The sequence below is a fragment of the Streptomyces sp. NPDC088762 genome (genome assembly GCF_044750905.1).
Taxonomy (GTDB): Bacteria; Actinomycetota; Actinomycetes; order Streptomycetales; family Streptomycetaceae; genus Streptomyces.
Map to the genome: position 1 here is coordinate 629756 of NZ_JBIVKT010000003.1, position 26013 is coordinate 655768.

Annotated in this window: 21 protein-coding genes; 7 read left to right on the plus strand and 14 right to left on the minus strand. The window is 73.1% G+C overall.

Features of this window, described 5'->3' with window-relative positions; all coding sequences use genetic code 11:
• Positions 1-48 precede the first annotated feature (48 nt).
• Positions 49-774, plus strand: coding sequence for an SIR2 family NAD-dependent protein deacylase (locus ACIP5M_RS11415; protein ID WP_401194982.1), 726 nt, complete (start codon positions 49-51; stop codon positions 772-774).
• A 66-nt stretch (positions 775-840) separates the two neighbouring features.
• On the opposite strand, the gene ACIP5M_RS11420 is transcribed toward ACIP5M_RS11415, so the two are convergent.
• The 7 genes from ACIP5M_RS11420 to ACIP5M_RS11450 all read right to left on the minus strand — a co-directional run bounded on the left by ACIP5M_RS11420 (position 841) and on the right by ACIP5M_RS11450 (position 7734).
• A complete protein-coding gene (locus tag ACIP5M_RS11420; protein WP_401194985.1) occupies positions 841-1323 on the minus strand; it encodes a VOC family protein in 483 nt (160 codons plus the stop codon).
• A 140-nt stretch (positions 1324-1463) separates the two neighbouring features.
• A complete protein-coding gene (locus ACIP5M_RS11425; RefSeq protein WP_401194988.1) occupies positions 1464-5048 on the minus strand; it encodes a CDP-glycerol glycerophosphotransferase family protein in 3585 nt (1194 codons plus the stop codon).
• Positions 5049-5212: 164 nt separating this feature from the next.
• On the minus strand, positions 5213-5587 hold the full coding sequence (locus ACIP5M_RS11430; RefSeq protein ID WP_401194991.1) for a hypothetical protein: 375 nt from the start codon (positions 5585-5587) through the stop codon (positions 5213-5215).
• Between the two features lie 60 nt (positions 5588-5647).
• On the minus strand, positions 5648-6067 hold the full coding sequence (locus ACIP5M_RS11435) for a roadblock/LC7 domain-containing protein (RefSeq protein ID WP_401194993.1): 420 nt from the start codon (positions 6065-6067) through the stop codon (positions 5648-5650).
• Positions 6068-6138: 71 nt separating this feature from the next.
• Positions 6139-6927, minus strand: a complete 789-nt coding sequence (locus ACIP5M_RS11440) for a transcriptional regulator (RefSeq protein ID WP_401194996.1) — start codon at positions 6925-6927, stop codon at positions 6139-6141.
• Positions 6924-7328, minus strand: coding sequence for a hypothetical protein (locus ACIP5M_RS11445; RefSeq protein ID WP_401194998.1), 405 nt, complete (start codon positions 7326-7328; stop codon positions 6924-6926). The genes ACIP5M_RS11440 and ACIP5M_RS11445 overlap by 4 nt, the downstream gene beginning before the upstream one ends.
• 160 nt (positions 7329-7488) lie before the next feature.
• Positions 7489-7734 (minus strand): helix-turn-helix domain-containing protein, encoded by a 246-nt coding sequence (locus ACIP5M_RS11450; protein ID WP_401195000.1) that lies wholly within the window; start codon positions 7732-7734, stop codon positions 7489-7491.
• Positions 7735-8073: 339 nt separating this feature from the next.
• On the opposite strand from ACIP5M_RS11450, the gene ACIP5M_RS11455 reads away from it, so the two are divergent.
• Together ACIP5M_RS11455 and ACIP5M_RS11460 are read left to right on the plus strand one after the other, a co-directional pair.
• A complete protein-coding gene (locus tag ACIP5M_RS11455; RefSeq protein ID WP_401195003.1) occupies positions 8074-9378 on the plus strand; it encodes a M48 family metallopeptidase in 1305 nt (434 codons plus the stop codon).
• Positions 9379-9574: 196 nt separating this feature from the next.
• Positions 9575-10822 (plus strand): helix-turn-helix domain-containing protein, encoded by a 1248-nt coding sequence (locus ACIP5M_RS11460; protein ID WP_401195005.1) that lies wholly within the window; start codon positions 9575-9577, stop codon positions 10820-10822.
• Here ACIP5M_RS11460 and ACIP5M_RS11465 read toward each other — a convergent pair.
• The 4 genes from ACIP5M_RS11465 to ACIP5M_RS11480 form a co-directional block, all read right to left on the minus strand.
• Positions 10752-12680, minus strand: a complete 1929-nt coding sequence (locus tag ACIP5M_RS11465) for an APC family permease (protein ID WP_401195008.1) — start codon at positions 12678-12680, stop codon at positions 10752-10754. The genes ACIP5M_RS11460 and ACIP5M_RS11465 overlap by 71 nt on opposite strands.
• Before the next feature lie 52 nt (positions 12681-12732).
• Positions 12733-14178 (minus strand): PucR family transcriptional regulator, encoded by a 1446-nt coding sequence (locus tag ACIP5M_RS11470; protein ID WP_401195010.1) that lies wholly within the window; start codon positions 14176-14178, stop codon positions 12733-12735.
• Positions 14179-14394: 216 nt separating this feature from the next.
• Entirely contained in the window at positions 14395-14850 is a 456-nt protein-coding gene (locus ACIP5M_RS11475; RefSeq protein WP_401195012.1) for a (2Fe-2S)-binding protein, read from the minus strand.
• 21 nt (positions 14851-14871) lie between these two features.
• Positions 14872-17100 (minus strand): molybdopterin cofactor-binding domain-containing protein, encoded by a 2229-nt coding sequence (locus ACIP5M_RS11480; protein WP_401195014.1) that lies wholly within the window; start codon positions 17098-17100, stop codon positions 14872-14874.
• Positions 17101-17417: 317 nt separating this feature from the next.
• Between ACIP5M_RS11480 and ACIP5M_RS11485 the strand changes: the two genes are divergently transcribed.
• Positions 17418-17666, plus strand: coding sequence for an SCO4226 family nickel-binding protein (locus tag ACIP5M_RS11485; protein ID WP_401195016.1), 249 nt, complete (start codon positions 17418-17420; stop codon positions 17664-17666).
• A gap of 182 nt (positions 17667-17848) precedes the next feature.
• A complete protein-coding gene (locus ACIP5M_RS11490) occupies positions 17849-19270 on the plus strand; it encodes a PP2C family protein-serine/threonine phosphatase (RefSeq protein WP_401195018.1) in 1422 nt (473 codons plus the stop codon).
• Between the two features lie 171 nt (positions 19271-19441).
• Here the strand turns inward: ACIP5M_RS11490 and ACIP5M_RS11495 are convergent, their stop codons facing one another.
• A complete protein-coding gene (locus ACIP5M_RS11495; protein WP_401195020.1) occupies positions 19442-20938 on the minus strand; it encodes a hypothetical protein in 1497 nt (498 codons plus the stop codon).
• A 231-nt stretch (positions 20939-21169) separates the two neighbouring features.
• Between ACIP5M_RS11495 and ACIP5M_RS11500 the strand changes: the two genes are divergently transcribed.
• Positions 21170-22297 (plus strand): aminoglycoside phosphotransferase family protein, encoded by a 1128-nt coding sequence (locus ACIP5M_RS11500; protein ID WP_401195022.1) that lies wholly within the window; start codon positions 21170-21172, stop codon positions 22295-22297.
• 176 nt (positions 22298-22473) lie between these two features.
• Positions 22474-24282, plus strand: a complete 1809-nt coding sequence (gene kstD / locus ACIP5M_RS11505; protein ID WP_401195024.1) for a 3-oxosteroid 1-dehydrogenase — start codon at positions 22474-22476, stop codon at positions 24280-24282.
• Positions 24283-24301: 19 nt separating this feature from the next.
• On the opposite strand, the gene ACIP5M_RS11510 is transcribed toward kstD, so the two are convergent.
• Together ACIP5M_RS11510 and ACIP5M_RS11515 are read right to left on the minus strand one after the other, a co-directional pair.
• Positions 24302-24802 (minus strand): hypothetical protein, encoded by a 501-nt coding sequence (locus ACIP5M_RS11510; RefSeq protein WP_401195026.1) that lies wholly within the window; start codon positions 24800-24802, stop codon positions 24302-24304.
• 57 nt (positions 24803-24859) lie between these two features.
• Positions 24860-25678 (minus strand): maleylpyruvate isomerase family mycothiol-dependent enzyme, encoded by an 819-nt coding sequence (locus tag ACIP5M_RS11515; protein ID WP_401195028.1) that lies wholly within the window; start codon positions 25676-25678, stop codon positions 24860-24862.
• Positions 25679-26013: the final 335 nt, after the last annotated feature.

Here is a 26013-nt window from a genome sequence, read left to right on the forward strand (position 1 = left end):
CGCTGAATTCGGTCGCGGGCCGGTGGTCGCCCTGCGTACGGTCGGCCCATGGGAAAGCCGCTCGTCGCAGTGTTCAGTGGGGCCGGGATGTCCACCGATTCCGGGATTCCGGACTACCGGGGGCCACAGGGGCTGTGGCGCCGGGAACCCGACGCCGAGAAGCTCGTGACCTACGAGTACTACATGGCCGATCCGGAGATCCGCCGACGGTCCTGGCTGATGCGGGCCGAACTCGGCGCCCTCGGAGCCCGGCCCAACGCCGCACACCTGGCCGTGGCCGAGCTGGAGCGCGGCGGCACCCCGGTGCGGGTGATCACGCAGAACGTGGACGGGCTGCACCAGCTCGCCGGGATGCCGGCTCGCAAGGTGCTCGAACTGCACGGCAGCGCCCGCTCGGTGGTCTGCACGGCCTGCCACGCCCGCTCGGACATGGACGAGGCGCTGGCCCGGGTCGCCGCCGGTGAACCGGACCCCGCCTGCCTGGCGTGCGGCGGGATCCTGAAGGCGGCGACCGTGATGTTCGGCGAGCGGCTCGACCCGGTGGTGCTGGGGCAGGCGATGGCCGTGGCCAAGGGGTGCCAGGTCTTCATCGCCGTCGGGTCCACCCTCCAGGTGCAGCCCGCCGCGTCCCTGGCCGCAATGGCCGCGGAGGCCGGGGCCCGGCTGATCATCGTGAACGCGGAGGAGACCCCGTACGACCCCCTCGCCGACGAGGTCGTCCGCGAGCCGATCGGCACCGCCCTGCCGTCGCTGCTGGCCCGGTTCAGCGGTTAGGGGGCGTCGTACGGATCAGGCGGGCTGATCCGTACGACACCCCCCGGCGGTACGCGCGGGACCCGCTCACTCCCCCGCGGCCGCCCGGCGCATCTCCGCCACGTCCAGCTTCTTCATCTTCATCATGGCGGCCGTGGCCCGGGCGGCCCGCCCCGGGTCCGGGTCGCTGACGAGCTCGATGGCCCCGGGCGGGATGACCTGCCAGGAGACGCCGAACTTGTCCTTGACCCAGCCGCAGGCGACCTCCTGGCCGCCCTCCTTGGTCAGCGCGTCCCAGTAGTAGTCCGACTCGGCCTCGTCGGAACAGTGGATCTGGAAGGAGATCGCCTCCGTGAACCGGAACTCCGGTCCGCCGTTGAGGCCGACGAACTTCTGCCCGTTGATCTCGAACTCCACGACCATCACCGAACCAGCCGGGCCGGGGCCCGCGTCCGTGTAGCGGCCGATCCTGCCGATCTTGCCGTCCTTGAAGACGGACACGTAGTAGTCGGCGGCGGCCTCCGCGTCGCCGTCGAACCACAGGCACGTGGTGAAGCCCTTGCTGCTCATGACTGCCTCCTGGCGCGCATCGCGCGTCGCGTATGCGGGGACGTGTACTGCGTTCCTCACATACAGACCGGCCCCGGGCCCGAAATTCATCGGTGGGCCCGGGGCCGGTTCGCGTTCAGCCGGGAATTCGCCCGTTCGGGCTACTTCGCCGGGCCGGCGCCCAGCTCCAGCATGCGGTCGACGACACGCTCGGTGGCGTGGCCGTCGTCCAGGTCGCAGAACTCCTCGCGCCAGGCGGCCCGGGCCTGCGCGTACTGCTCGCCGAGGGCGTCGGCGTTGCGTACGGCCTCGATCAGGCTCGCCGAGTCCCGCAGCAGCGGGCCGGGAGCCTTCTCCTCCAGATCGAAGTTGAAGCCGCGCAGGGTGTCCCGGTAGCGGTCCAGGTCGTAGGTGAAGAGCAGGATCGGCCGGTCGGTGAGCGCGAAGTCGAAGAGCGCGGAGGAGTAGTCCGAGATCAGCACGTCGGCGACGAGCAGCAGGTCCGCCGCGTCGGGCCAGCGGGACACGTCGACGACGAAACCGTCCCGGACGCCGTCACGGACCTGCTCGGTCACGTGGTGGTGGCCGCGGATCAGCAGGACGTGGTCCTCGCCCAGCTCGCGGCGGGCCGCGTCCAGGTCGATCCGCAGGTCGAGCTTGTAGCCGCCGGACCAGCCCTCGCAGTTCTCCCGCCACGTGGGCATGTAGAGGACGACCTTCTTGCCCTCGGGGAGACCCAGGCGACGCCGGACCTCAGCGATGCGCTCCGCGTCGGGCCGTACGAGCGCGTCCGTGCGCGGGCTGCCGGACTCGATGACCTCGCCGTCGTAGCCCAGGGCGCGCTTGAGCAGGGGCGTGGCGTACGAGCTGGGCGAGGCCAGCAGGGTCCACTGGGCGCTGTCGTGCGCCAGTCCCTCGAGGATCTCGGGGCTCGTGTAGTAGTCGTGGACGAAGTCGTGGCCGATCTGCTTGACCGGCGTGCCGTGCCAGGTCTGTACGACGACCTGGCCGGAGCGCCGCTGGAAGCGGAGCGGGACGTTGTCGTTGGTCACGAAGTAACGGGCGCGGGCGAGCAGGTCCCAGTACTCGACGCTGCCGTACTGCACGGCGCGGGCGGTCGCCGGGACCTCGGTGCGGCCGTCGCGGACGAGCCAGACGTGTTCCAGCTTCTCGCCGCGGCGCACCAGTTCCTCGTGGATGGCGCGCGGGGAGTCACCGGCGCCCGTCCCCTTGAAGGTGTCGTAGAGGACCACGTCCTTGACCGGCAGGGCGCGCTGCGCCGGGTAGGTCTCGAACCGGGCGACGCGCTGGGCGTAGCGGGAGCGGTCGTGCGGGCTGAGCAGCGGGTCGGCGACGAGCACCATGCGGTCGTACAGGCGGCTCTCGATCCGCATCCGGCGGCCCAGCGTGGTGAAGGGGTGCGGTCCGGAGGCGAGCGTGCCGGGACCCATCTGCACGGGGGCGCCGCGGTCGACGCCGAGCAGGCCGGCGGTGGTTCCGCCCCGGGAGACCGGGCGCATCGTGGGCCACCAGCGGCCTTCGGGGAGCGTGGTGCGGCCCGCGTACGGCTCGGGGAGCACGGGCTCGAAGGTGGTTTCGAAGCCGTCGCCGTCGCGGGTGACGGGGTAGCTGAACTCCACGCCGTACGCGTTGTGCAGGACGAGTTCGTACGGCTCGTCGGTGGGCGCGACGAACCGGCCCCGTAGGGTCACGGTGCCGTCCTGGGCCTCGACGGTGTCGACGAGCGGCGGCGAGGGCTGCACGGAGAGGGTGAGGTGGCCGGTGCTGCCGCGCTTGGCGAAGAGCGTGCGGTCCGCGTCCTCGCCGGGCAGGCGCACGACGAGGCCGTCGAAGCCGCCGCGCTCGTCGTGGACGAGGCGGTGCTCGGTGCCGTCGGCGCCGAGCACGGACAGGCTCCAGGGCTCCGGGGTCCACTCGCCGGGCTCGCACGGGGCGTCCGGTACGGCGGCCAGCTCGGCCAGCGGTACGCGGGCGGTGAAGGGGATCCGGCCGCCGGGCGCCGCGGCGCCGGTCTCCAGCGGAACGCTGAGGACGGTGCCGGTGCCCACGTGTACGGCGGTGAGCGTGGCGGCGCCGGCGCCGGCCTCGGCGGAAAGTTCACCGGTGATCTCGACGGCGTCGTCGTCGGCGGGCCGGACGTCCAGGGCGCGGGCCCGCACGGTCTCCACCTGGATGGTGAGGGCTCCGTTGACGGCCGGGAGGATCCGAACGTCGGGGGCCACCCAGTGCGCGGGCGGGTTCTGGCCGGTGTCGTGCTCCCCGCCCTTCAGGCGCGCCCGGTGCAGGCCGCCCGCGCCCGTGACGGCGATGGAGGTGGTCCATATGCCGTCGTTCCACTTGCCGCCCGACTGGAAGATCGAGGGGTCGACGACGGCGGTGAAGCCGGCCCAGTCCGCGTGCCGCAGGGCGAGGTGCGGGGACTTCACGGTGGCCATCGGGGAGGCGACGGTGCGGGCGCTGACGACCGAGCGGCGGCGCTTGCCGCCCTCACGGAAGATCAGCATCTTGCGGGAGCCGAGGCGGCTCTCCGCGCCGAGGTGGCCGGGGAGTGCGTAGCCGCGCAGGAGCAGCTTGCCGTCGGCCCAGGCCGCCTGCTCGAGGCGGCTGACGACGCGGCGCTCGCGCGGACCGAGGGTGAGGATCTTGGCGGGGACGGGCGGGCGGCCGTGGAGGAAGGGGTAGTCCGCCTGCGGGCGGGCGAGGCCCTTGACCGGCACGCTGTACTGGTAGTCGCGCTGGTGGTGCAGGAGGGCGATGAAGTCCTCCACGCGGCCTTCGCTCGCGAGGTACGCCTTGAGGCGGTCGGCGACGGTCAGGTCGGACCAGGGGCCGGTGCCGATCTCCCGGACGAGGCCGCCGACCTCCTTGACGAACGCGTCGCGGAACTCGGGGCCGCCTTCGGGGACGTACTTGTAGATGAGCGGGAGTTCCTCGCTCAGTACGTTGTAGTCGTAGTCGCGCAGGTAGCGGGCGTACTTGGCGCCCTGCTTGGCCTTGAGGGACTCGCGGACCAGGCGGACGGACGTGACGCGGTCGATGAGCGAGACCGGGTCGGTGGAGCGCTGGGTGATGGAGCGCTCGCCGGTCTCGCGGACGCGCCAGTGGTAGACGCAGTCGCTGATGATGTCGACGCTGGAGGCGAAGTAGTGCGCGGGGATGCTGACCGGGGCGTCCTCGTAGAGGATGCCCTCGGGGTACTGGAAGCCGTGCTCGTCCCAGAAGGTGCGCCGGTAGACCTTGTTCCACGCGGTGCGGTCGGTGACCAGCGCGGGGAACTTCGAAATGTGGGTCTTCAGCTGCGTCTTGGCGAAGGCGGCGCGGTGTCCCCACGACTGCTGCATGCCGACGGAGCGGAACCGCTTCACGTTGCCGCCGGCGAAGTCCGAGCCGGTCTCGTCGAGTGCTGCGATGAGCCGCTCGTAGGCGTAGTCCGGCAGGGTGTCGTCACTGTCGACGAAGGCCAGGTACTCGCTGTCCGGGTTGGCGTGGCGGGCACCCACGTTGCGGGCCGCACCGAGGCCCGCGTTGTCCTGCATGACGACCCGGAACCGCTTGTCCCGCGCGGCGAAGGCCTTCGCGAGGACGGCGCTCGTGTCCGTGGAACCGTCGTCCACGAGGATGACCTCGAAGTCGTCGAAGGTCTGAGCTGCGAGTGATTCCAGGCACTCGTCGAGGTAGAGCTCGACGTTGTATACGGGGACGACGATGCTCAGGCGCGGGGGCATGGGTGGCGGGTTCTCCAGCGTTTTATGCTTTGTCGATGATCAGCTGCTCAGAGCATCCTACTCCGTAACGGAATCATGAACTCCCCCCATTTCGGACATATAGCGGCTGATCGCCGGGGCGGACGGCAAAGAATTAAGCCGCCCGCCACCCAGGCGATTCCCGGTCAGACCTCCAGCTCGGACTCGATCTTCTTCAACTGGTGGCGCGCCATCGCGAGGTTGGCCCGCCCCTTGTCGAGGGCCAGGTAGAGGAAGAAGCCCGAGGCACCGCGGCCCTTGAGCAGGCGGATCAGGTGGTACTGGCCTCCGAGCGTGATGAGGATGTCCTCGATCTCGTCCTTGAGGCCGAGCATCTCCATCGTGCGGACCTTCGCGCGCACCACGTCCGTGTTGCCCGCGGCCGCGACGGCGAGGTCGAGTTCCTTGCCGCCGCCGATGGTTCCGAGGGCCATGCCACTGCCGTAGTCGACCAGGGCGGCACCGAGCGCGCCGTCGATGGTGGTGGTGGCTTCCTTGAGGGCGGTCTCGACGTTTGCCATGAGGGTTCCTCTTTCCGTTGCTGTCTTCTGTTCGGTCCTGCCGGTGTGGCTCTACGGGGGTCAGGCGGGCGGGACGGCGGCGCCGCGCCGCCCGAGGGTGTGGTCGATGAGCTCCGCTATGCGCAGGCTGGAGCGCCGGGCCTCCAGGTGGAGGCGCCCCACGTTGACGCGCGTCTCGGCCGTGAGCGTGAGGACGGCCGCCTCGCCGGCGGCGTAGGTGGCCACGTACCCGAGTTCGCCGCGCACCAGGAGCTCCCGGAACCCGCCCTGGCCGGTGCTGTCGCTCAGCCGCTGGGCGACCCCGAGGGCGGCCGCGGTCAGCGCGGCGACGGTCTCGCCCTCGGAAGCGGCGCTGTCCTGGGCGAGTACCAGGCCGTCGGCACTGGCTGCGAGGGCGCCGGTGAGCTGGGGTACCCGGGCCCGCAGCCTGCGGAGCTCGGCGAGTATCTCGGCCTCCGCCTCGGCGGGCACCGTGCTCATGTCGGCCTTTCTCCTTTCGGGCTGCCTCCGCTCGGAGCGGTCGGCGCGCAGGGCCGGTCGCAGGGGGAGCCTCACAGGCTTGCCTCCAGTGCGTCGCGTAAGCGGCGGAGCAGCGCCACGTCCGGGGATTGGGTCTCGGTCATCCAGTCGGGAAGGGGTTCCGCGGCAGGCGGCGGGGCCGGCGTGTGCGGGGTCTCGACCAGTCCGGCCGCCGCCAGGCGCCGTACGTCGAGCAGGGTGTGGAAGGCGGGCCGGCCCAGGACCCACGCGAGGTCCGCGGGGGTGCGGACGCCGTCGGCCTGCCCCAGCAGGATCCGCTGCCGGGCGGTGACGGTCTGACCGGGCGCGGCGGGCCGCGGCACCACGGGCGCGGTGTCGAGCAGCGGATACGGCCAGACCGCGTCGAGCAGTTCCCGGCGGCGGCGGGTCTCGCGTTCCACGGCGGCGGCCGGGACCGAGCGGACCGAGCCGATCCAGTGGGTGGCGCCGCGGCGGAAGCGGGAGGGCCCGCTGCCCGGGGACAGGGCGAAGAAGGCGGCGTCGAAGATCGCGGCGAGGTGGCAGATCTCCAGCTCGCCGCCCGCGAGGCCGCCGCTGTCCACGAGGAAGCGGGCCACCTGGCGGCGGGCGCCGGCCCGGTCCACGGCCTCGCGCCAGCGCTCGGGGGCGAGGGCGCCGCCGGTGGTGAGCAGGACGTCGAGGCCGGGAGTGGCCGGGCTCTCGGCGTGCACGATGCGCCCGTCCTCGAGGAAGAGGGTGCCCCGGTCGCGCAGCAGGGCGCCGGTGGCGCGCTCGGCGGCGAGCCGGGTGAGGAGCGGCGAGACGGCGGTGGCCGCCGGGGCGGTCGTCGGAGCGGTCATCTGAGCACCAGCCCCTCGGCGAGGGCGCGGAGTTTGTGGCGGGCGAGCGCGAGGTTGCCGTCGGCGCGGTCGAGCCAGAGGTGCAGGAAGACGCTGCTGTCGAAGCTCGTCTCCACGAAGCGGAGCACGTGGTAGCCGGTGCGGGTGGTGACGATCAGGTCCTCGACGGGCGGGCCGGCCGCCTCACCTCGTAAGGGAGCCTCGTCCGCCGGGGCGAAGGACTCGTACTCGGCGGCCGCGCGTGCCAGCTCGGCGGTCTCGGCGGCGGTGGTCTCGTGGTCCCCGACGGGCGAGTCCCCGGCGGTGCCGAGGGCCAGTCCGCTGCTCCAGTCGACCAGCGCGGCCCCCTTCGCACCAGGCAGGGCCATGGCTTCGAGCAGGCATTCGTCGATCCCGGGCACGCGGGCTCCCCTCCCGGCCGGACGTGCGGGGTGCACGGTCGTACGGCGCGACAGGAGGGAACTTACTCAACTTCCACAGAGCGGAAGGGGGTTCTGGCATTTTCCGCAGGAACATGCGCGGAACCGCGCGACAGCTTGGCCGGAACCCGTCGCCTTTTGATCACGAAGCGAGCGGGAGATCGTCCGCGAGCCGGAAGGACCCGCCCTCGCGCTGGACGTAGCCCTCGTGGCTGAGGGTGCGCAGCAGGTGGTAGACGGTGGGCAGCGGAATGCCGGTGAGCCGGGCGAGCCGCTTGGCCGTCGCCCCGCCTTCGGCGTACATCGCTTCCACGAGGCGCAGTGCGCGCTGCACGGAACCGATCAGGGTGGGTGTGCTGTCCTTCTGACTGGGGTGGTCGGCGCCCATGAGTAGTCCCCCTGCTCCGGTACGAGGCCTGGCAAACCCATCAAAGTCGCTCACGGGCCGCGAACGCGGCCGACGCGCGTAAACCCGAGCATAAGATCACCGGACCCCCGCCCGACCGCCGCCCGGCAGGCGTGTCCGGCCCGAGTCCGGGACCCCGCGCCGTGACCCCCGCCCCGCCCGGCCCGTGCCCCGCGCCCCGGCCCTCAGGCCGGCAACGGCAAACCACCCCACCCCCGGCAAAGCGGCATCGCCGCACGTCAGCCCGGTGCGAGGGCGCCTTACCCGCCCCTTATCCTTCCCGGACCGCTGATCCAGGGGGGTCGCGGCAGGAAGGGAATCATGGCGATCGGCGAGGGAACGGCCGTGGCGGCGACCCGGGAGTGCCCTGAGTGCGGGAGCCCGGTGCCGGTGCACGAGCTGTACGTCGAGTGGTGTGCGGCCTGCGACTGGAACGTGGACCCGGGTGCGCCCGACCCGGAGCCCGGGCGGATCGCGGCCGTCCGGCGCCGCCTCGTCCGGGCGTACGGGGACCAGCTGGCGGCCGAGCTGGAGCAGGGGGCCGACGACGGCCGGCCGCGGGGCCGGGACGCCATGACGGTACTGGCCTTCGGCGTGTCCCTGCTGGTGCACGGGCTCACCTCGGCGCTCGTGGCGGCAGGGGTGCTGCTGGTGGTCCTGGGCTGGGACACGGGGGTGCAGCCGGTTCTGGGGGCCCTGCTGTTGGGGATCGCGGCGGCCCTGCGGCCCCGGCCGCGGCGGCTGCCGAAGGACGAGCCGGTGCTGTACCGGGCGGACGCGCCACAGCTGTTCGACCTGATCGACGAGGTGGCGTCCGCGGTCGGCACGGCCGGTGTGCACGCCGTGGTGGTGGAGCCGGCGGCCAACGCGGCGGTGACCACGTACGGCCTGCGGCAGCAGCGTGTGCTGTATCTGGGGCTCGGGCTGTGGGAGATCCTCACGCCGCAGGAGCGGGTGGCGCTGCTCGGGCACGAGCTGGGCCACTTCGCCCACGGCGACATCCGGCGCATGCGGGTCACCGGCGGAGCGCTGCACGCGCTGTCGGTCTGGTACTACCTGCTGGCACCGACGGCCCCGCAGCGGCTGCTGGACCGGTTCGTGAACGCGGCCACCTTCCTCCCCCGGTGCGTGGTCTACGGGCTGCTCCGACTGCTCGACGGACTGACCCTGCGGGCTTCGCAGCGGGCGGAGTACCTGGCCGACGCGAGTGCGGCCCGGGTCGGCTCCTCGGCGGCGGCCGTCGCGCTCATGGACCGGCTGCTGGTGGCGGACGCGGTCGACGAGCGGCTCCGGCGGGAGTCCGTGGCCGCGCAGATGCGTGGCGGACGCGCCGGGCGCGAGGCCCGGGAGTCCGCGGGGCACGAGCTGTGGGAGCGGCTGGCCGAGCGGTTCGGCGCGGTACCGGAGCGGGAGTACGAGCGGCTGCGCCGGGCTGCCGCCCGGCGGGGGCACAGCGTGGACGCCACGCACCCGCCGACCCACCTGCGACGGCGCCTCGCGGCCGCGGGTGGCCCGCATCCGGCGCGGGTGAAGTGCGCCGGTCCGCGGGAGGCCGCGGTGGCGGCCGAACTCGCGCCCGCCCGTGCGGCGGTGGCCCGCCGGGTGATCAGCGACTACGCCGGCTGACCGGTCCCGGCCGGGGCGCGGGGAGCTCCGGGAAACGCGTTCGACCGGCGGGGCGGTGAGGACCTACGGGGGTGCCTCACCGATCAGGCCGGGCTCGTGGTCTCCGGGGTCGCCGGTGTCGGATTCGCCCGCGGCGGCATATGCGGGCGGTCCCGGGCCTCCCCAGCGCGGCCTTCGCCGTGTCAGGCTGCCCGTCATGGAGCGGATCATCGAGGAGATACGCGAGGACCTGTACCGCCGGATCGCCGTGGCGGCGGACCGGCTCGCCGACCGGACGCTGGCCGAGGATCCCGCGTACGCCGCCCTGATCGGCCGCGCCGAGCTGCGCGAGCGGATCCACCGCACGTTCCGTCAGGCCGTGGAGGGCCTGGTCCGCAGCTCGCGCGGCCTGCCCCCGGACCTCTCCGACGCCTGGACCACCGGCGCCCTGCGGGCCGAACAGGGGCTGCCGCTCGCCTCGCTGCTGCGGACCCACCGCAGCGTCGGGCGGCTGCTCTGGCAGACCCTCACCGAGGCCGTGGCCTCCCACGACCGGGCGGCGCTGCCCCGGCTGCTGCCGGGCGCGCCCGCCCTGTGGGACGTACTGGACCAGATGGCGGACGCCGTGTCGGAGTCGTACCGGCGTACGGAGGCCGTGCGCGCCGACCGCGACCGGGAGCGGCGCGCGGCCCTGCTCGACGCCCTGCTGGACGGCGCGGCCGACGGCGGCGGGCCCGCCGCCGCGGAGGCCGCCGCGCAGCTGGGGCTGCCCGCGCGGGGCCGCTTCGCGGTGGTCGTGGTGGCCGCCGCGGACGGCCCGTCCCACCCGGCGGAAGGACCCGTGACCACCGGCACGCCGCGCGTGCTGTGGCGGATCCGCGCCGGCGGGGAGACCGGCCTGGTGGACCTGGGCCACCATCCGCTGGAGTCCGTACGGGACCTGCTCGCGCCGCTCGGGGTGCGGGCGGGGGTCAGCCCGGTCGTGGAGGCACCGGGCGAGCTGGCCCGGGCGCACCGGCTGGCGGCCCTGGCGCTGCGCACCGCTCCCGCGTCCGGCGGCCCGCGCACGGCGCTGCTCGACGAAGGGCTGCCGGCGGCGCTGGTCGCGGCCCAGTCCGAACTGGCGGGCCGGTTACGGGCGGTGGTGCTGGGGCCCGTACTGGCGCTGCCCGCGGAGGACTGCCGGCTGTTGCTGACCACGCTGGGCACCTGGCTGGCCTGCCGGGGTTCCACGGCGTCCGCCGCGCAGCGGCTGTACTGCCACCGCAACACCGTCTCCAACCGGCTGCGCCGTCTGGAGCAGCTCACCGGCCGCTCCCTCGCCGACCCGCGGCACGTGGTGGAGCTGACGCTGGCGCACGCGGCCGTGGTGCAGCGGGCCGCCTCGGAGCCCGCTACCGCGGGCCTTGCGGGCGCGCCGACTCCAGCAGGTACGGCACGTCGATCACCGCGACCCCGGGCGTGAACAGCAGCCGCGCCTTCAGCCGCAGCGCGTTCTGGTTGTGCAGGGGCTGCTCCCACCAGTGGCCCACCACGTACTCCGGGATGACCACCGACAGCATGTCCGTCGAGCTGTCCGCGGCCAGTTCCTGCACGTGGGCGAGGACCGGGGCCACCACCTCGCGGTACGGGGAGTGCAGGATCTTCAGCGGCAGCCCGGGGTCGTGCTCGGCCCACTCCTCGCGCAGCCGGGCCACCTCCTCCTCGTCCGCCGCGACGGTGACCGCCGTCAGGACGTCCGGGCGCAGCCCCTGCGCGTAGCCGAGGGCCTTGAGCGTCGGGGCGTGCACGGAGGAGACCAGCACCAGGACGTGGTGGCGGGCGGGCTTGCGGGGCCTGGCGCCGGGGGCGACGGCGACCTGCCGGGCCACCTGGTCGTAGTGGCGGCGCACGCCCTTCATGCCGAGGAACAGCAGCGGCATGGCGATGACGACCAGCCAGGCCCCGTGCGTGAACTTGGTGACGAGGACGATGACCAGGACCAGGGCGGTCAGGGTGGCGCCGACCGCGTTGATGGCGAGCCGGCGGTGGATGTGCACGCGCTCCGCCCGCGGGGTGGCGGGCGAGGCGAGCTCCCGCCTCCAGTGCCTGACCATGCCGGCCTGGGAGAGGGTGAAGGAGACGAAGACGCCGATGATGTACAGCTGGATGAGGCGGGTCAGTTCGGCGTCGAAGGCGACGATGAGGGCGATGGCGACGAGCGCGAGGAGGACGACGCCGTTGGAGTAGACGAGCCGGTCGCCGCGGTTGAAGAGCTGGCGGGGCGCGTAGCGGTCCCTGGCCAGGATCGAGGCGAGCATCGGGAAGCCGTTGAAGGCGGTGTTGGCGGCGAGGACCAGGACGCCGGCCGTGACCGCCTGGAGCAGGTAGAAGAGGAAGTGCCAGTTCCCGAAGGTGGCGCGGCCGATCTGGGCGAGCGCGGTGGACATCGGGGTGCCCGGGGCCAGGCCCAGCTCGGTGGGGTCGGCCGCGACGTGCACCCGGTACGACATGGCGAGCGCGGTGATGCCCACGAACATGGTCACGGAGAGCACGCCCATCGCGGCGAGCGTGGCCGCCGCGTTCTGCGCCTTCGGCTTCCGGAAGGCGGGGACGCCGTTGCTGATCGCCTCGACGCCGGTGAGCGCGGTACAGCCGGAGGCGAAGGCGCGCATCGCCAGGAGGACGAGGGCGAGGCCGGTGTAGGTGCCGGCCTCGGTGATCGGCAGGTGGGCGGACTCGGCGCGGATGGTCTCGCCGGTGGCCAGGCGCACCGCGGCGAAGGCGAACATGACGTAGACGACCAGGACGAAGCCGTAGGTGGGGATGGCGAAGACGCGGCCCGACTCGCGGACGCCGCGCAGGTTCATGAGGGTCAGCAGCACCACGAATCCCACGGACAGCGCGACTTCGTGGTCGCTCAGGGCGGGAATGGCGGAGGTGATGGCGGCGACGCCGGAGACGACGGAGACCGCCACGGTCATCACGTAGTCGATGAGCAGCGCGGAGGCGGCGGTGAGGGCGGCGGTGGGCCCGAGGTTCTCGGCGCTGACGACGTAGGCGCCGCCGCCGCCCGGGTAGGCGTGGCAGGTCTGCCGGTACGAGGCGACGACCACCACCAGCAGGAAGACGATCGCGGCGGCCGCGTACCAGGCGAGGTGGAGCAGCGTGACTCCGCCGAGGGCGAGGATCAGCAGGATCTCCTCGGTCGCGTAGGCCACCGAGGAGAGCGGGTCGCTGCAGAAGATGGGCAGGGCGAGCCGTTTGGGCAGGAGGGTCTCGCCCAGGCGCGCGGTGTCGAGGGCTTCGCCGACCAGCACGCGTTTCAGATGGATACGCCTCATTCACGCATGATTGTTCACCCTATGCCCCATTCACTCCTTTTCGGGGCCTGTGTCACCTGGCGAGCTCCTCCGCCCGGTGCGCCAGCCACAGGTCGTGGCGGGCGCTCGGGGACCGCAGCAGGGAGCGTTCCAGCAGCCCTTCGACGCGGGTGAGCCGTTTGCGGACGCCCGGGACGGAAATGCCCAGCGCGGCGGCGGCCGGGGCGAGTTGGGCGTCGTGCGCCAGCCAGGTGCGGACGGTCTCACGGGCGCCCGGCGGGGCATCGGGGCCGGTCAGCGGGCGCAGATGGGCGCGGGCCCAGGCGGTCAGGCGCGGATCGCTCAGCACCGCGTCGAGGTGCGGGAGGCCGGCGCCGGGGGCGTACGCGACCGGGGCGTGCTCCGCAGCCCGGTCCGCCCCCGGGGTCAGCCGCAGTGCGAGCGAGAGCGCCGCCTGGTCCCCGAGGCGCGCCAGGTCCAGGTCCAGCACGGTCTCGATCAGCCGGAGCCTGGCGGCCAGGGTGTTGCGGTGGACCTTCAGCAGCCGGGTTGCGTGGGAGGTGAAGTTCAGCCACGCGTGCGCGGTCGCCCGCAGCTCCTGCGCGCCCGGGTCCTGCGGGCGCCGCGGCTCGTGGGCGTGCAGGGGCGCGAGCAGGGTCCGGGCCCAGCCGGCCCCGGCGTCGCGGGCGGCGAGCTCCAGCTCGGGCCCCGGCCCGAACCGGGCGTGGCGTTCGGCGCGGCCCCGGGCCACGGCCAGCGCGTGGAAGGCCTGGGCGTAGGCGGCCGGAGCCTCCCGCAGCCCCAGCTGCCCACTGGCCCCGACCGTGCAGTCGGGGGCCACCCCCGCCAGTGCCCCGGCCAGGGGGTCGTGGTCGCGCGAAGCGCCTGCCGGGTCCGCCGGGTCCGCCGGCACGAGCACGATGAGGTGCCGTACGTAGACCGGGCAGCGCACGATCCACGCCCGGCCGCCCGTCAGCTCCTCGCACAGCCGGGCCACTTCGGCGCGCTGCCCGGTCCGGCATTCGACGACGTACAACCGCATCGGCTCGGGCAGCGAGGGACCGAGCGCCTCGGCGATCTGGTGCGCGGTGGACATCCGCCCGTTCATCAGCAGGTGCAGCACCGCCTCACGGGCCCGCGTCTCGGCGAGCTCCGCCCGCTCCTCGCGGCGCACGGCCTCCTCCGCGCGCAGTACGAGGGCGAGCGGTACGGCGGCGTCCGCGAGGAGGGTGGCAGCGCCGGGATCGTGCGGCTGCGCCAGTACGGCGGCGAGCGTGTGCCGGCCGTCGAGCGCGAACAGCAGCGTGGCCGGGCCGCCGCCCTGGAGGACGGCCGAGCGTACGCCGCGGGCCCGCATCTCGGCGGCGCCCCGTACGGCGGTTTCCGGCCCCCGCGGCTCCTCGGCGTCCACCACGCCGGTCCAGCCGCCCAGCCGGGCGGCGAGCCACCCCAGCAGCGCGGCCGACCCGCCGGTGTGGGCGAGCCGGTGGACCTTGAGGATGTCGTCGGGCCGGGACACCGCCGCATTCAACCACCGGCCGCACACTGTGCGCTGTGATACCCCTCTCCGGCCCACACTGGGCGGAGCGAAGCCTGCCGAAGGGGACGCGCCCGCATAGGTTGGACCACGAGCGGCCGATCCCGGCGCGGCCCGGTCCGCCGGGCACGGGGGAAGCCCCGGGATCCGTCGCCGCTCACCCGGCCCGCGCCTCCTGCCGCCACCTGGCGGTATCGGTTACATCTTCGCCGCCGCGCTGCGGATGGCCTCGCGGATGCGGAAGTACGTTCCGCAGCGGCAGATGTTGGCGATGGCGTCGATGTCCTCGTCGGTGGGCTCGCTCGTGCGCTTGAGCAGGGCGACGGCCGCCATGATCTGGCCGGGCTGGCAGAAACCGCACTGGGCGACGTCCTGTTCGAGCCAGGCCTCCTGCACCGGGTGCAGGTCCTCCCCGTCCGCCAGCCCCTCGATGGTGGTCACCGTCCTCCCCGCACAGGCGGAGACCGGCACCACGCACGGCCGTATGTCGGAACCGTCGAGGTGGCTGGTGCACGCCTTGCAGACGTCGACGCCGCAGCCGTACTTGGGGCCGTGGATCCCGAGCATGTCGCGGAGCACCCACAGCAGGGGCAGGTCGTCGGGCGCGTCCACGGTGACGCTCCGCCCGTTGACGGTGAAGGTGTGCGAGGGCACGGCGTACTCCTGGCTCCGGGTCTATCGCGGGTAGGGGGTGAAGTCGACGTCGAAGTCGAGCGGGAAGCTGCGCGGCCTGGAACCGGTGGCCCGCGCCCAGGCGTTGGCGATCGCGCCGACCGCCGCGGGGACACCGAGCTCGCCGGCCCCGCCGGGCTCGTCTCCGGTGGCGGGCAGCACGAAGACCCGGACCTCGCGCGGGGTGTCCCGCTGCTTCGCCCAGTGGAACTGGCTGTAACTGCCCTCCATCGGCAGTCCCTTGTCGATGTGGATCCCGGCCCGCAGCGTGGTGGAGATGGCGTCGGTGAGCCCGCCGATCATCTGGGCCTCCAGGCCGCGCGGGTTGACGGGCAGGCCCACGTCCACGGCGATGACCGCCTTGGTCACGCGGACGTGCTCCGGATCGCGGGTGTCGATCTCGACCAGGCACGCGGTGCGGGACTTGTACTCCTCGTGGAAGGCGATGCCCTGCGCGCACCCCGGTTCCATCGGCCGCCCCCACTGCCCTTCCTGCGCCGCCTTGTCGAGTACGGCGCGCTGGGCGTCGGTCTTCAGGAAGGTGCGCCGGAACCGGTACGGGTCCTTGCCCGTCGCGGCGGCGAGTTCGTCGACCACGATCTCCTCGGCGCCGCGGGTGTTGGCCGAGTACACGGAGCGCCAGGATCCGGTGGGGATGCCGGTCGGCACCTCGGTGAGGGCCTGGGTGGTGAGCCCGAAGTGGTACGGGGACTTCACGGTGGTGAGGAAGAGGGTCTGGGCGAGGGTCGCGTTGCCGATGCCGGAGGGCAGGCTCGCCGCGGTGGCGGTGATGATCTCGCCGAGCCCGTGCCGGAAGTCGGTTTCGGCGGCGGCGACGCGGTGCTCGAAGCTGAGCACCTCGCCGAGGAGGTGGGTGGCCCGGATCTTGTGGTGGGTGGCGGGGCGCATCCGGCCGTGGCGGGTGTCGTCGACGCGGGTCCACATCAGCTTGACCGGGCGGCGGCAGGCCTTGGAGATCCGCGCCGCCTCCAGGGCGGCGTCGAAGAAGAGGCGGCGGCCGAAGGACCCGCCCGCCTGGACGACGTGCACCTTCACCTGGTCCAGGGGCAGGCCCAGGTCGGCGGCGATCGTTTCACGGGCCACGATGGGCGACTTGAGACCGGACCATATCTCGGCACGGTCGTCCCGTACGTCGGCGATGGCGGAGTTGGTCTCCATCGGGGCGTGGCTGACGAAGGCGAAGTCGAACTCGGCGTCGACGTACGGGGTCAGCAGCGGCGGCACGAGCAGCGGCGGAGTGGCGGCGCGCAGTTTCGTCCGGATCTGCGCATCGGAGAGCTGGTCGGCGGGGCCGGGACCCCAGATGACCTGGAGGGCGGCCTTCGCGTCGAGGGCCTGGCCGAAGGTCTCGGCGACGACGGCGACCCCCGTCTTGACGGTCACCACGTGCAGCACCCCGGGCATGGCCCGGACGGCGGCCAGGTTGGCGACGGTCCGGACGCTGCCGCCGAGGGTGGGCGGGCGGCGCACCACGCAGGGCTTGGCGCCGGGCACGTCCAGGTCGAGGGTGTACCGCTGGGCGCCGGTGACCATGGCGCGCGCGTCGACGCGGTTGGTCGCCTTCCCCACGAGGGTGTGCTTCGCCCTCGGCTTGGGCGTGGCGCCGAGCACGACGAGGGCCGGGTCGGCGGCGGCCGCGGCGAGGCCGCCGTAGTCGGCGGTGCGGCCGTCGGGGGCGCGGACGGTGCCGTTCGCCGTGGTCAGTGTGGTGGGCGGCAGGCCCCATCGGGCGGCGGCGGCCGCGACGAGCCGGGCCCGGGCGGTGGCGGCGCACTGCCGGACCGGCCCGTAGAGGGAGCGGATGGAGTTGGAGGAGCCGGTGAGCTGGTTGAAGAGCAGCTCGGGGCGGGCGTCGTCCAGTTCCACCCGTACGTCGGCCGGCGGGGCGTCGAGTTCCTCCGCGACCAGCATGGCGACGGCGGTGGTGAGCCCCTGGCCGACCTCCTCGCGCGGCAGCCGGAAGCGGATGGTGCCGTCCCCCTCTACGGCGAGGGCGAGCAGGGCGGAAGTGGGCGCACCGGCCAGGATGAACAGGTCGCCGAGGTCGACCAGATCGGCGATGGCGGGCAGCGTCGGCACCACCGCGTGGGCGGCCTGCGGGGCCAGCGCATCGGCGCCGGCACGGGTGACGAGCGCGAGGGTGGGCGCCGCGACGAGGTGGGTGAGGAAGGAGCGGCGGCTGGGCCCCGCCGGGTGCTGCTGCCCGGTCATGTCGTCGCGTCCCCACCTGCACGGGCCCGCGCTGTGCGGGCCTCCCCGGCTGATTACCGACACGTACAGTAGCGATCCGGGGAGGGGGTGGGAAGCCCGGAAGCGGGACGCCCGCCGCGAGCGCGAAATCCGGCCGGAGGGGGGTGGCGTCCTTCGTTCGGGGGGTATGGCGAACGCCGCATTGATTCGGTGTTTGGGCGACCGTGGCCACCCGGCCCCCTCGCACACCCTCGTCCGTACGATCGATCCGGCCCCGCCGAAAGGCCGGTTTCCGGCCGCGGGCGGACGATGGGAGGAAGGGAAGGAGGTGCCCCGAGATGGCCACCTTCATGGATGTCCACAAGGACATGAAAGGCATCACGTCCGAGCAGCTGATGGCCGCCCACCGCGCCGACCTGGCGATCGAGGCCGAGGAGGGCGTGCACTTCGAGAAGGCGTGGGCCGACCCCGAATCGGGCACGGTCTACTGCCTTTCCACGGGCCCGTCAGCCGAGGCGGTGCAGAAGATCCACGAGCGGACCGGACACCCGGCCAACGAGATCCACCCGGTGCCGCTCACCGTCTAGGAACGGCCGCTGACCGAATTCATTCGCACACGGCAGGGGGGGGTGGGAGGCCTGCGGCATATGCCATGAGCAAGACCGTTACGGATGTTGCCAAACGCCTTACACGCCGTCGCCGCCTGTGCAACAGTCGTAACCGGTCCTTCCTTCAGACTTGGCCGTGCCGCGCCTGTATCGGAGTTCTCATGCCGTCCCACCTGTTCGCGGACCGCCCCGCACAGCCTCCAGAGCCAGGGTCGGTGGACGCGTTGATCTCGCAGACCCGCCGACTGCGCGGAGAAGTGGACGCGGTCCGCCGCGACACCGTCGTGGACGACGACGACGCCCAGGGCCGCTGGCAGCGCGCGCTGTGCGATCTCGCCGTGCACCACCTCGACGATCTCCGCGAACACCTGGGCCAGCTCAAGGAGGGCCTGCCGCCCGCGGTGGAGACCATCGAGCTGCCGCAGGCGCCGCCCGAGGCCGGCCCCGAGGCGCAGACACGCGTCGGCAGCGCCGAATGGAACCTGCTGACCGACGAGGTCAGCTGGTCCGACGAACTGTTCCAGATCTTCGGCCGGTCCCCCGAGGCGGGCGCGCTCCCCCTCGACGAACTGGGCTCGACCCTGTTCTCCGAGGACCAGCCGCTGCTCACCGCCTGGGTCACCGCCTGCCTGGTCGACGGCAAGGCGATCGACGGCGAGTTCCGCATCGTCCGGGCCGACGGCCGGGTGCGGACCTTGCACATGAGGGGCGAGCCGGTACTCGACTCCGACGGCTGCACGGCCTCCATGTGGGCCGTGATGCGGGACGTGAGTGAACTGCGCCGGAGCCAGCGGGCGGTGCGCGAGTCACGGGACTCGCTCCAGCGCCAGCGGGAGATCGCGCAGACCGAGCACCGGCTGGCGGTCGAGCTGCAGGAAGCCGTGCTCCCCCCGTGGCGCGGCTCCCTGCGGTTCCCGCACGGCAATGCCGGCACGCTGGACGTGGCCGCGCACTACCTGCCGTCCGCCACCAGCGCGCTGATCGGCGGCGACTGGTACGACGCGCTCGAACTCCCCGATGGACGCTCCCTCCTGACGGTCGGCGACCTCACCGGCCACGGGGTGACCGCCACCTCCGGCATGGCGATGATGCTCGGCGCGCTGCGCGGCATGGCCATGGCCGGCATCGAGCCGGGCCCGCTGATGGGCTGGCTCAACCAGCTGCTGGAGACCTCCGTACAACCGGCGCTCGGCTCGGCCGTGTGCTGCCGTTACGATCCCGCGCGCCGGGTCCTGTCGTGGGCGCAGGCCGGACACCCGGCGCCCCTGCTGTTCCGCCGCGGAACCGGGCGCTCCCTCGTACCGCCGGAGGGCGTCCTGCTGGGCGCCACGTCCGGGGCCTCGTACGGGCAGGCCGAGGAACGGCTCGAAGCGGGCGACGTCCTCGTCCTGCACACGGACGGACTGACGCCGCGCAGCATCGAGTTCAGCCGGGCGGACGGAACCGAGCGGCTGCTGGCGCTGGCGCCGCGGTTCTCGGCGGCGCGGTCGGCGCAGGACTGCGTACGGATGGTGATCGAGGAGTTCGGGGAGACCGAGCGCGAGGACGACGCGTGCGTGCTGGTCGCACGGGTCGGCGAGTGAGGTCGCGCCCCTCGTGACGCAGTGGTGACCGGAGACGGATCACGGGTCATGAGGCATGGGTCATGGGTTACGGCCGATCGGGCGTGACCGGACGGGGCCGAGGGCCGCGCCAGGGGGCGCGGCCTTTCCCGTGTCCGTACGTCCCGGTCCCGTGTTCGTACGTCCCCCGGCTCAGACGGACGTACCCCGACCCCGGGAGGCGGCGGGGCTGTCGGGCAGAGCGAGCTCGATCTCCTCGCGCAGGTCCTCGATGCGCGCGTAGCCGGCGTACTGGCCGGTGAGCCGGTACATCTCGCGCAGCCGGTCCCATGTCCGGTGGGAGGAGGTCTCGTTCATGGACACGAGGGCCAGGCGGGCGTAGCGGTCGGCCTGTTCCGGATCGTCGGCGATGAAGCAGGCCGAGGCCATGGAGATGTAGTCGAAGATCTGCGAGCGCTGGTAGCCGTCCCCGCGCAGCCGCAGGGCCTCCTTCGCGTGGCGCGCGGCGACCGGCGCCGCCGTGGCGTCGTGGTCGGCGAGGGTGCGGTACGCGAGCGCCTGCATGCCGTGCAGGTCCGCCTCGTCGAAGTGCTGCATCCAGCTCGGCGGCGGCACGTCGCCCTTGTCGGAGACGAAGAGCTCCTCCGCCTCGCCCAGGGTGCGCCGCATGGCCTGGCCCTTGCCCATGGCGGCCTGCGCCCAGGCCTCGATGGTGTGCAGCATGGCGCGGGTGCGCGGCAGGGTCTGGTCACCGGAGCCTGACTTGGCCAGCTTCATCAGGTCCAGGGCCTCGTTGGGCTTGCCGAGGTGGACCATCTGGCGGGCCGCCCGGGAGAGCGCCTCGCCGGCCCGGGGCCGGTCCCCGCCCTCGCGGGCCGCGTGCGCGGCGATGACGAAGTACTTCTGCGCGGTGGGTTCGAGGCCCACGTCGTGGGACATCCATCCGGCGAGCACCGCGAGGTTGGCCGCCACCCCCCACAGCCTGCGCTGGAGGTGGTCGGGGTGGTGGTAGGCGAGCATCCCGCCCACCTCGTTGAGCTGGCCCACGACGGCCTTGCGCTGCAGTCCGCCTCCTCTGGAGGCGTCCCAGGCGCGGAACACCTCGACCGAGCGCTCCAGGGCCTCGATCTCCTGCGAGCCGATCGGGGCCGCCTCGTAGCGGTCGTACCCTGCGGGGTCGCCCTGGAAGGAGTTCCCGAAGCGCTGCGCCTCCTTGCCGGCGGCGGGGTCGGTGTGGAGCCAGTCGTACATGGCGTTGCTGAGGGCGGAGCCGGCGGTGAGCACGGCGCCCGCGCCCATCAGACCGCGACGGTTGAGCATGAGGTCCATTCCCGTGAATTCGGTGAGGACCGCGGCCGTGCGCTCGGGCGCCCAGGGCATTCCGTCGGGGTTCTCCTGAGCCCCGTCAGGCTGCCGTTTGGAGGCGCGCCGCTGCCGTACGAACCCGAGGTCCTCGATGGTCACGACACGACCGAGCCGCTCGGTGAACAGTGCTGCCAGTACCGTGGGCACCGGCTCGCGCGGGGTCTCCCCCATGTCGATCCAGCGCCGCACCCGCGAGGTGTCGGTGGCCAGCTGGGGGTGGCCCATGGCCGCCGCCTGCCGGTTGACCATCCTCGCCAGCTCGCCTTTCGACCAGCCGGCGAGGCCGAACAGGTCGTTCAGGCGGGTGTTCGGACCTTTGCTCACGTCAAGCCCCCAGGTTCTCGGCTGAGTTGACAGTAACCCGGCGTCAGATGCCCAGCGACTATTCGCCAGGCTTCGCCAGGGCACGCTTCGTGGTCCGCCACCCACGGCCGGGTGTCAGGTAGGAATGCGCCTCCCCGACCCGGTCACCGGCGGAACTCCCCAGGGTGAAGTACGGGATCGGAGCGGGGCGGCGTACGCAACTCGTCGGCGCACGAAGGGATCCGTAACGCCATGTACGCATCAACGTCCTCCGTGTCCGCCCCGGTCCGGCCGCACCGCACGCTCCAGGCGGGCGGGGGCCCCTACCTCGAACCCAACCGCCCCGCGGCTCCGGCGCAGGGCGCCGTACGGGCGCGGCGGATGCCGGGGACCGGTTCACAGCCGCCGCTCAGCGGAAGAATCGACCTCTCGGGGCCGCAGGGTGCGCAACTGCGCACCGCACTCGCCTCGGTGCAGCGGATCTGTCCCGAGTTCGCGCCGGTGCAGGTGCTGCGGCGCAGCGGCCGCTCGGTCCTCCTGGTGGGGACGACGGGACGGATGACCGCCGTCGCGAAGGTTTTACTGGACCACTCGCCGGAATGGCGCGAGCGCTACCGGCACGAAATAGCGGCGTACCGGACCTTCGTCCGGCACCGCCCGCCGGTCCGGGTGCCCCGGCTGATCGCCGCCGACCCGGAGAACTGCGTACTGGTCGTCGAGCGCATGGCGGGCCGGGTCGCGGCGCTCCAGCGGCACCCGGTGGAGGCCCCGCCACGGGTCGACCTCCGGGCGGCCCTCGGCGCGGTGTGCCGGCTCAACCAGTGGCGTCCCCCGGCCGAGCTCTTCGGGACCCCGCTGAACTACGCGCGGCGGATCGCCCGTGACTACGAGCTGGGCCTGCTGACCGACCGGGACCTCGGCGACCTCCAGAAGCTGCTGCACGGCGTGAAGCTGTCGGGCACGGCGCTCCAGTTCAACCACGGTGACGCGCTCCTGTCGAACCTGCTGCTGTCCCCCGCGGGGCCGGTGCTGCTCGACTGGGAGCACGCGGGCTGGTACCTCCCGGGCTACGACCTGGCGACGCTGTGGACGGTCCTGGGCGACGCCCCGGCGGCGCGGAGCCAGATCAGCCGGCTCGCCCAGTCGGCCGGTCCGGCGGTACGGGACTCCTTCCTGATCAACCTCATGCTGGTGCTGACCCGGGAGATCCGGATGTCGGAGACGGCCGTCCAGCGCTCCATGGCGGCGACCGCCCCGGCCCAGCCCCTGCCGGCCGGCGCCCTGTCCTCGGGAGAGGAGCAGCGGCTGCTGCTGCGCCGCCTGCACGACGACGCCGGGATGGCCCGCGGGGCGATCCGCGCGGCGGTCGGCACCCGGTAGAACCGCTCCCCCAAGACGCGAAGTCCCGTGGCTCCCACCGCCGCGGGACTTCGCTCGTGCGTGCGGGCGGCGGCGCCGGATGCCTTGACATCACATGATCCCGCGAACAGTTTGCTGACTCAGCATCAGACGTGCTGGAGCCACTTCCCGCCTCCCCACACCGCTGGAGCCTGCCCATGTCCGCAAGCGCTTCACGCACCTCCCCCACCCTTCCGTCCAGACGTGCCGTCCTCGCCGGGACGGGCGCCGGGGTACTCGCCGCCACCGTGCTGCCGGGCCCCGCGGCGCGGGCCGCCGGCGCCCAAGAGGGGCCCTTGCTCGGCGAGTACGACGTCGTCGTGGTCGGCTCCGGGGCCGCCGGGATGACCGCGGCGCTGACCGCCGCCCAGCGGGGCCTGAGCGTGCTGGTGGTGGAGAAGGCGCCCACCTTCGGCGGATCCGCCGCGCGCTCGGGGGCGGGCATCTGGCTGCCCAACAACTCGGTGATCCTGGGCGCGGGCGTGCCGGACACCCCGCAGAAGGCGGCGACGTACCTGGCGGCCGTCGTCGGGTCCGAGGTGCCGGCCGACCGTCAGGCGGCGTTCCTGGCCAACGGGCCGCGGATGCTGGACTTCGTGATGGCCAACAGCCCGCTCAGGTTCCGTTTCATGGAGGGGTACAGCGACTACTACCCCAACCTGCCGGGCGGGCTGCCGAACGGCCGCTCCATCGAGCCGGACCAGATCGACGGGAACGTCCTGGGCGCCGAACTGGCCCGGCTGAACCCGGCCTACATGCCCGTCCCGGCGGGGATGGTGGTCTTCAGTCAGGACTACAAGTGGCTGAACCTCGCGGCGGTGAGCGCGAAGGGGCTGGCCGTCTCCACCGAATGCCTGGCACGCGGGACGAAGGCGGCGCTGCTCGGACAGAAACCGCTGACGATGGGCCAGGCCCTGGCGGCAGGGCTGCGGGCCGGTCTGATGCGGGCCGGGGTCCCGGTGTGGCTGAACAGCCCGCTGGTCGACCTGGTGCAGGAGGGCGGGGCGGTCACCGGGGTCGTGGTGGAGAAGGGGGGCGTACGGGGAACCGTACGGGCCCGGCGCGGGGTGATCGTCGGCTCGGGCGGCTTCGAGCACAATGCGGCGATGCGGGCCCAGTACCAGCAGCAACCGACGGGCACCCAGTGGTCGGTGGGCGCGAAGGAGAACACGGGCGACGGGATCCGGGCGGGCGAGCGGGCCGGTGCGGCGCTGGCGCTGATGGAGGACGCGTGGTGGGGTCCGTCGATCCCGCTGCCCGGCGAGCCGTACTTCTGCCTCGCCGAGCGGACCCTGCCGGGCGGGCTGATCGTGAACGGGAACGGCGCCCGGTTCGTCAACGAAGCGGCGCCGTACAGCGATGTGGTGCACGTGATGTACGAGAAGGACCGGGGTGCGGTCGGCTCGCACATCCCGGCCTGGCTGATCGTGGATCAGAACTACCGCAACAAGTACCTGTTCAAGGACATCCTGCCGACGATCGTCTTCCCCGACTCCTGGTACGAGACGGGCGCGGCGAAGAAGGCGTGGACCTGGGACGCGCTGGCGGGCCAGATCGGCGTACCGGCGGCCGCGCTGCGGGCGACCCTGAGCCGGTTCAACGCGCAGGCGTGGAGCGGGACGGACTCCGACTTCCACCGGGGCGACACGGCCTACGACCACTACTACACGGATCCGAACGTGCAGCCGAACTCGTGCCTGGCGCCGGTCTGGGCCCCGCCGTTCTACGCCTTCAAGATCGTGCCGGGTGACCTCGGGACGAAGGGCGGCATCGTGACGGACGCGCGGGCCCGCGCGCTGCGCCCGGACGGCTCGGTGATCCGGGGTCTGTACGCGGCGGGCAACGCGAGCGCGGCGGTGATGGGCCACAGCTACGCGGGGGCCGGGTCGACGATCGGCCCCGCGATGACGTTCGGCTACGTGGCTGCGAACGACATCGCGGACGCCGCGGCGGGCCGAATGGCGTAAGACACCCCCTAGGGGGTGTCTAGGCCTGCTGGAAGAGCTCGGCGGGGAGGGGCTTCAGGAGGGCGTAGAGGTCATCGGTGATCGGGCGGTCCCAGCTGGCGATGGTGACCAGCACGTTGTCGCTGCGGTCGAACTGCACGCAGGAGATGCGGGACTCGGACAGCTTGATCTTCCGGACGATGAGGAGGTTGTCGCCCTGCATGACGGGGCAGTCCTCGACGCCGGTGACCTCGACGTCCTCGTCGTTCTCCAGTGCGTCGAGGAGCTGCGCCACCTCGAAGGGGACCTGCCCGTCGGAGAGGTCCCGCGCGGGGGAACCCTCGGGGAGGTTGCCGATGATCATCGCGGGGCCGCGTCCGCCGAACAGGTCGTAGCGGAGGAACACGCCCTGGCAGCTCCCGTCGGGCGCGGGCAGCAGCCCGGCCCCGAGATTGCCCGGCCAGTCCCCCGGGTCCATGGCCAGGACGTCGAAGTCCGGGCCGGCGGGTGTGGCGGCGCGGTGGCGGCGGAGGAAGGACATGCCGCCATGGTACGTGGCCGGAGGGGATTTCCGGCCCCGGGGCCCCTTCCCGGGTGGTCACACCGGTGGGACGAGCGTGAAGTAGTACGGGAGCAGGCCGGCGTCGCCGCGGACCCGCAGGGCCGTGGCCGGCTGCCGGCCCCAGAGGAAGAGCGCCAGGTCCGAGGCGGGGCCCTCGGCCTCCACGTCCGCGGGGGCGGCGGGGTCGGGCTCCGCCACGGCCCCGTCCCCCGAGAAGACGACCGTCCAGGTTTCCGGACCGTCGGTACGCCGGAAGCGGTACCTCTCCCCGGCCCCCGCCCGGGCCGCCCCCTGCGCGTGGCGGGCCGGGGCCATCACCTCGACGGCCTGGGCGACGGCGTCGGCCGCCAGCGCCGGGTCGAGGGGGCCGGGGGTGCCGGTCGCGGCCTGGGCGTCCCAGCGGTGGACGGCCAGCTCGATGGTCTGCATCCGCAGCCAGAAGCCGGAGCTCTGCTCTGCCGACCAGGACCACACCGGCACGTCGGGACCGAGCTCGCGGAAGAGCCGGGAGAGTGACCGGGCGCCCTGCGCGTACCAGGCGGTCAGGGCGTCCGGTGCCGGCCCCCGGTTCGGCGCCCGGTCGGGCCGCGGCCAGGTGGCGAGCACGTCCGGGTCGGCCGGGAGCCCGTACAGGGTGAGGTCGCCCGGGTCCGGCGCCTCGGTGAGGCGTTCCCGCAGGATGTGGGCGACGTAGCGCTGCACGCCCCCCAGGTGCCCGGTGAGGTCGGAGACCGACCAGCCGGGGCAGGAGGGAACGAGGGGCGCCCCCCGTCCCGGGTGGAGGGCGCGGCGGACGGCCTGCTCGAAGGCCGCCGCCTCGCGGCGGAAGTGGGAGAGCCGCTCGGTGTGGTCCATGGGGTCACCCTTCCCGTGCTCCGGCGGTTCCTCCCGCCCCGGCTGCGACGTGCGCTCCGGTCGGGGCCTGTTCCGAACCCCTTCGAGGTGCCGGGTCCCGGCCCGGCGGCGGCGCTGGACAGGGCCCGCCGGACCCGTGAGGCGCGGTCGCGGCGTGCGTACGTGCTCCCTAGGGCCTGTCGTCAAACTCCCGTCGTCGCCCGGAGGGCGGCGCCGCGGCGTCTGGTGCGTGCTCTCGGCGTGCCGGGGGGAAGCCCTCGTACTGGACGTACTCGGGATTCCGCCCGGTGCGGCGAGAGCGCGTGCCAGGCGTCGCGGGGCAGACGGGAGTTTGA

What these genes read in the sequence shown, in the direction of transcription:
- ACIP5M_RS11415 (WP_401194982.1), top strand. Translation starts at nt 49, where the DNA reads ATGGGAAAGCCGCTCGTCGCAGTGTTCAGTGGGGCCGGGATGTCCACC.
- ACIP5M_RS11420 (WP_401194985.1), bottom strand. Translation starts at nt 1,323, where the DNA reads ATGAGCAGCAAGGGCTTCACCACGTGCCTGTGGTTCGACGGCGACGCG.
- ACIP5M_RS11425 (WP_401194988.1), bottom strand. Translation starts at nt 5,048, where the DNA reads ATGCCCCCGCGCCTGAGCATCGTCGTCCCCGTATACAACGTCGAGCTC.
- ACIP5M_RS11430 (WP_401194991.1), bottom strand. Translation starts at nt 5,587, where the DNA reads ATGGCAAACGTCGAGACCGCCCTCAAGGAAGCCACCACCACCATCGAC.
- ACIP5M_RS11435 (WP_401194993.1), bottom strand. Translation starts at nt 6,067, where the DNA reads ATGAGCACGGTGCCCGCCGAGGCGGAGGCCGAGATACTCGCCGAGCTC.
- ACIP5M_RS11440 (WP_401194996.1), bottom strand. Translation starts at nt 6,927, where the DNA reads ATGACCGCTCCGACGACCGCCCCGGCGGCCACCGCCGTCTCGCCGCTC.
- ACIP5M_RS11450 (WP_401195000.1), bottom strand. Translation starts at nt 7,734, where the DNA reads ATGGGCGCCGACCACCCCAGTCAGAAGGACAGCACACCCACCCTGATC.
- ACIP5M_RS11455 (WP_401195003.1), top strand. Translation starts at nt 8,074, where the DNA reads ATGGCGATCGGCGAGGGAACGGCCGTGGCGGCGACCCGGGAGTGCCCT.
- ACIP5M_RS11460 (WP_401195005.1), top strand. Translation starts at nt 9,575, where the DNA reads ATGGAGCGGATCATCGAGGAGATACGCGAGGACCTGTACCGCCGGATC.
- ACIP5M_RS11465 (WP_401195008.1), bottom strand. Translation starts at nt 12,680, where the DNA reads ATGAGGCGTATCCATCTGAAACGCGTGCTGGTCGGCGAAGCCCTCGAC.
- ACIP5M_RS11480 (WP_401195014.1), bottom strand. Translation starts at nt 17,100, where the DNA reads ATGACCGGGCAGCAGCACCCGGCGGGGCCCAGCCGCCGCTCCTTCCTC.
- ACIP5M_RS11485 (WP_401195016.1), top strand. Translation starts at nt 17,418, where the DNA reads ATGGCCACCTTCATGGATGTCCACAAGGACATGAAAGGCATCACGTCC.
- ACIP5M_RS11490 (WP_401195018.1), top strand. Translation starts at nt 17,849, where the DNA reads ATGCCGTCCCACCTGTTCGCGGACCGCCCCGCACAGCCTCCAGAGCCA.
- ACIP5M_RS11500 (WP_401195022.1), top strand. Translation starts at nt 21,170, where the DNA reads ATGTACGCATCAACGTCCTCCGTGTCCGCCCCGGTCCGGCCGCACCGC.
- kstD (WP_401195024.1), top strand. Translation starts at nt 22,474, where the DNA reads ATGTCCGCAAGCGCTTCACGCACCTCCCCCACCCTTCCGTCCAGACGT.
- ACIP5M_RS11510 (WP_401195026.1), bottom strand. Translation starts at nt 24,802, where the DNA reads ATGTCCTTCCTCCGCCGCCACCGCGCCGCCACACCCGCCGGCCCGGAC.
- ACIP5M_RS11515 (WP_401195028.1), bottom strand. Translation starts at nt 25,678, where the DNA reads ATGGACCACACCGAGCGGCTCTCCCACTTCCGCCGCGAGGCGGCGGCC.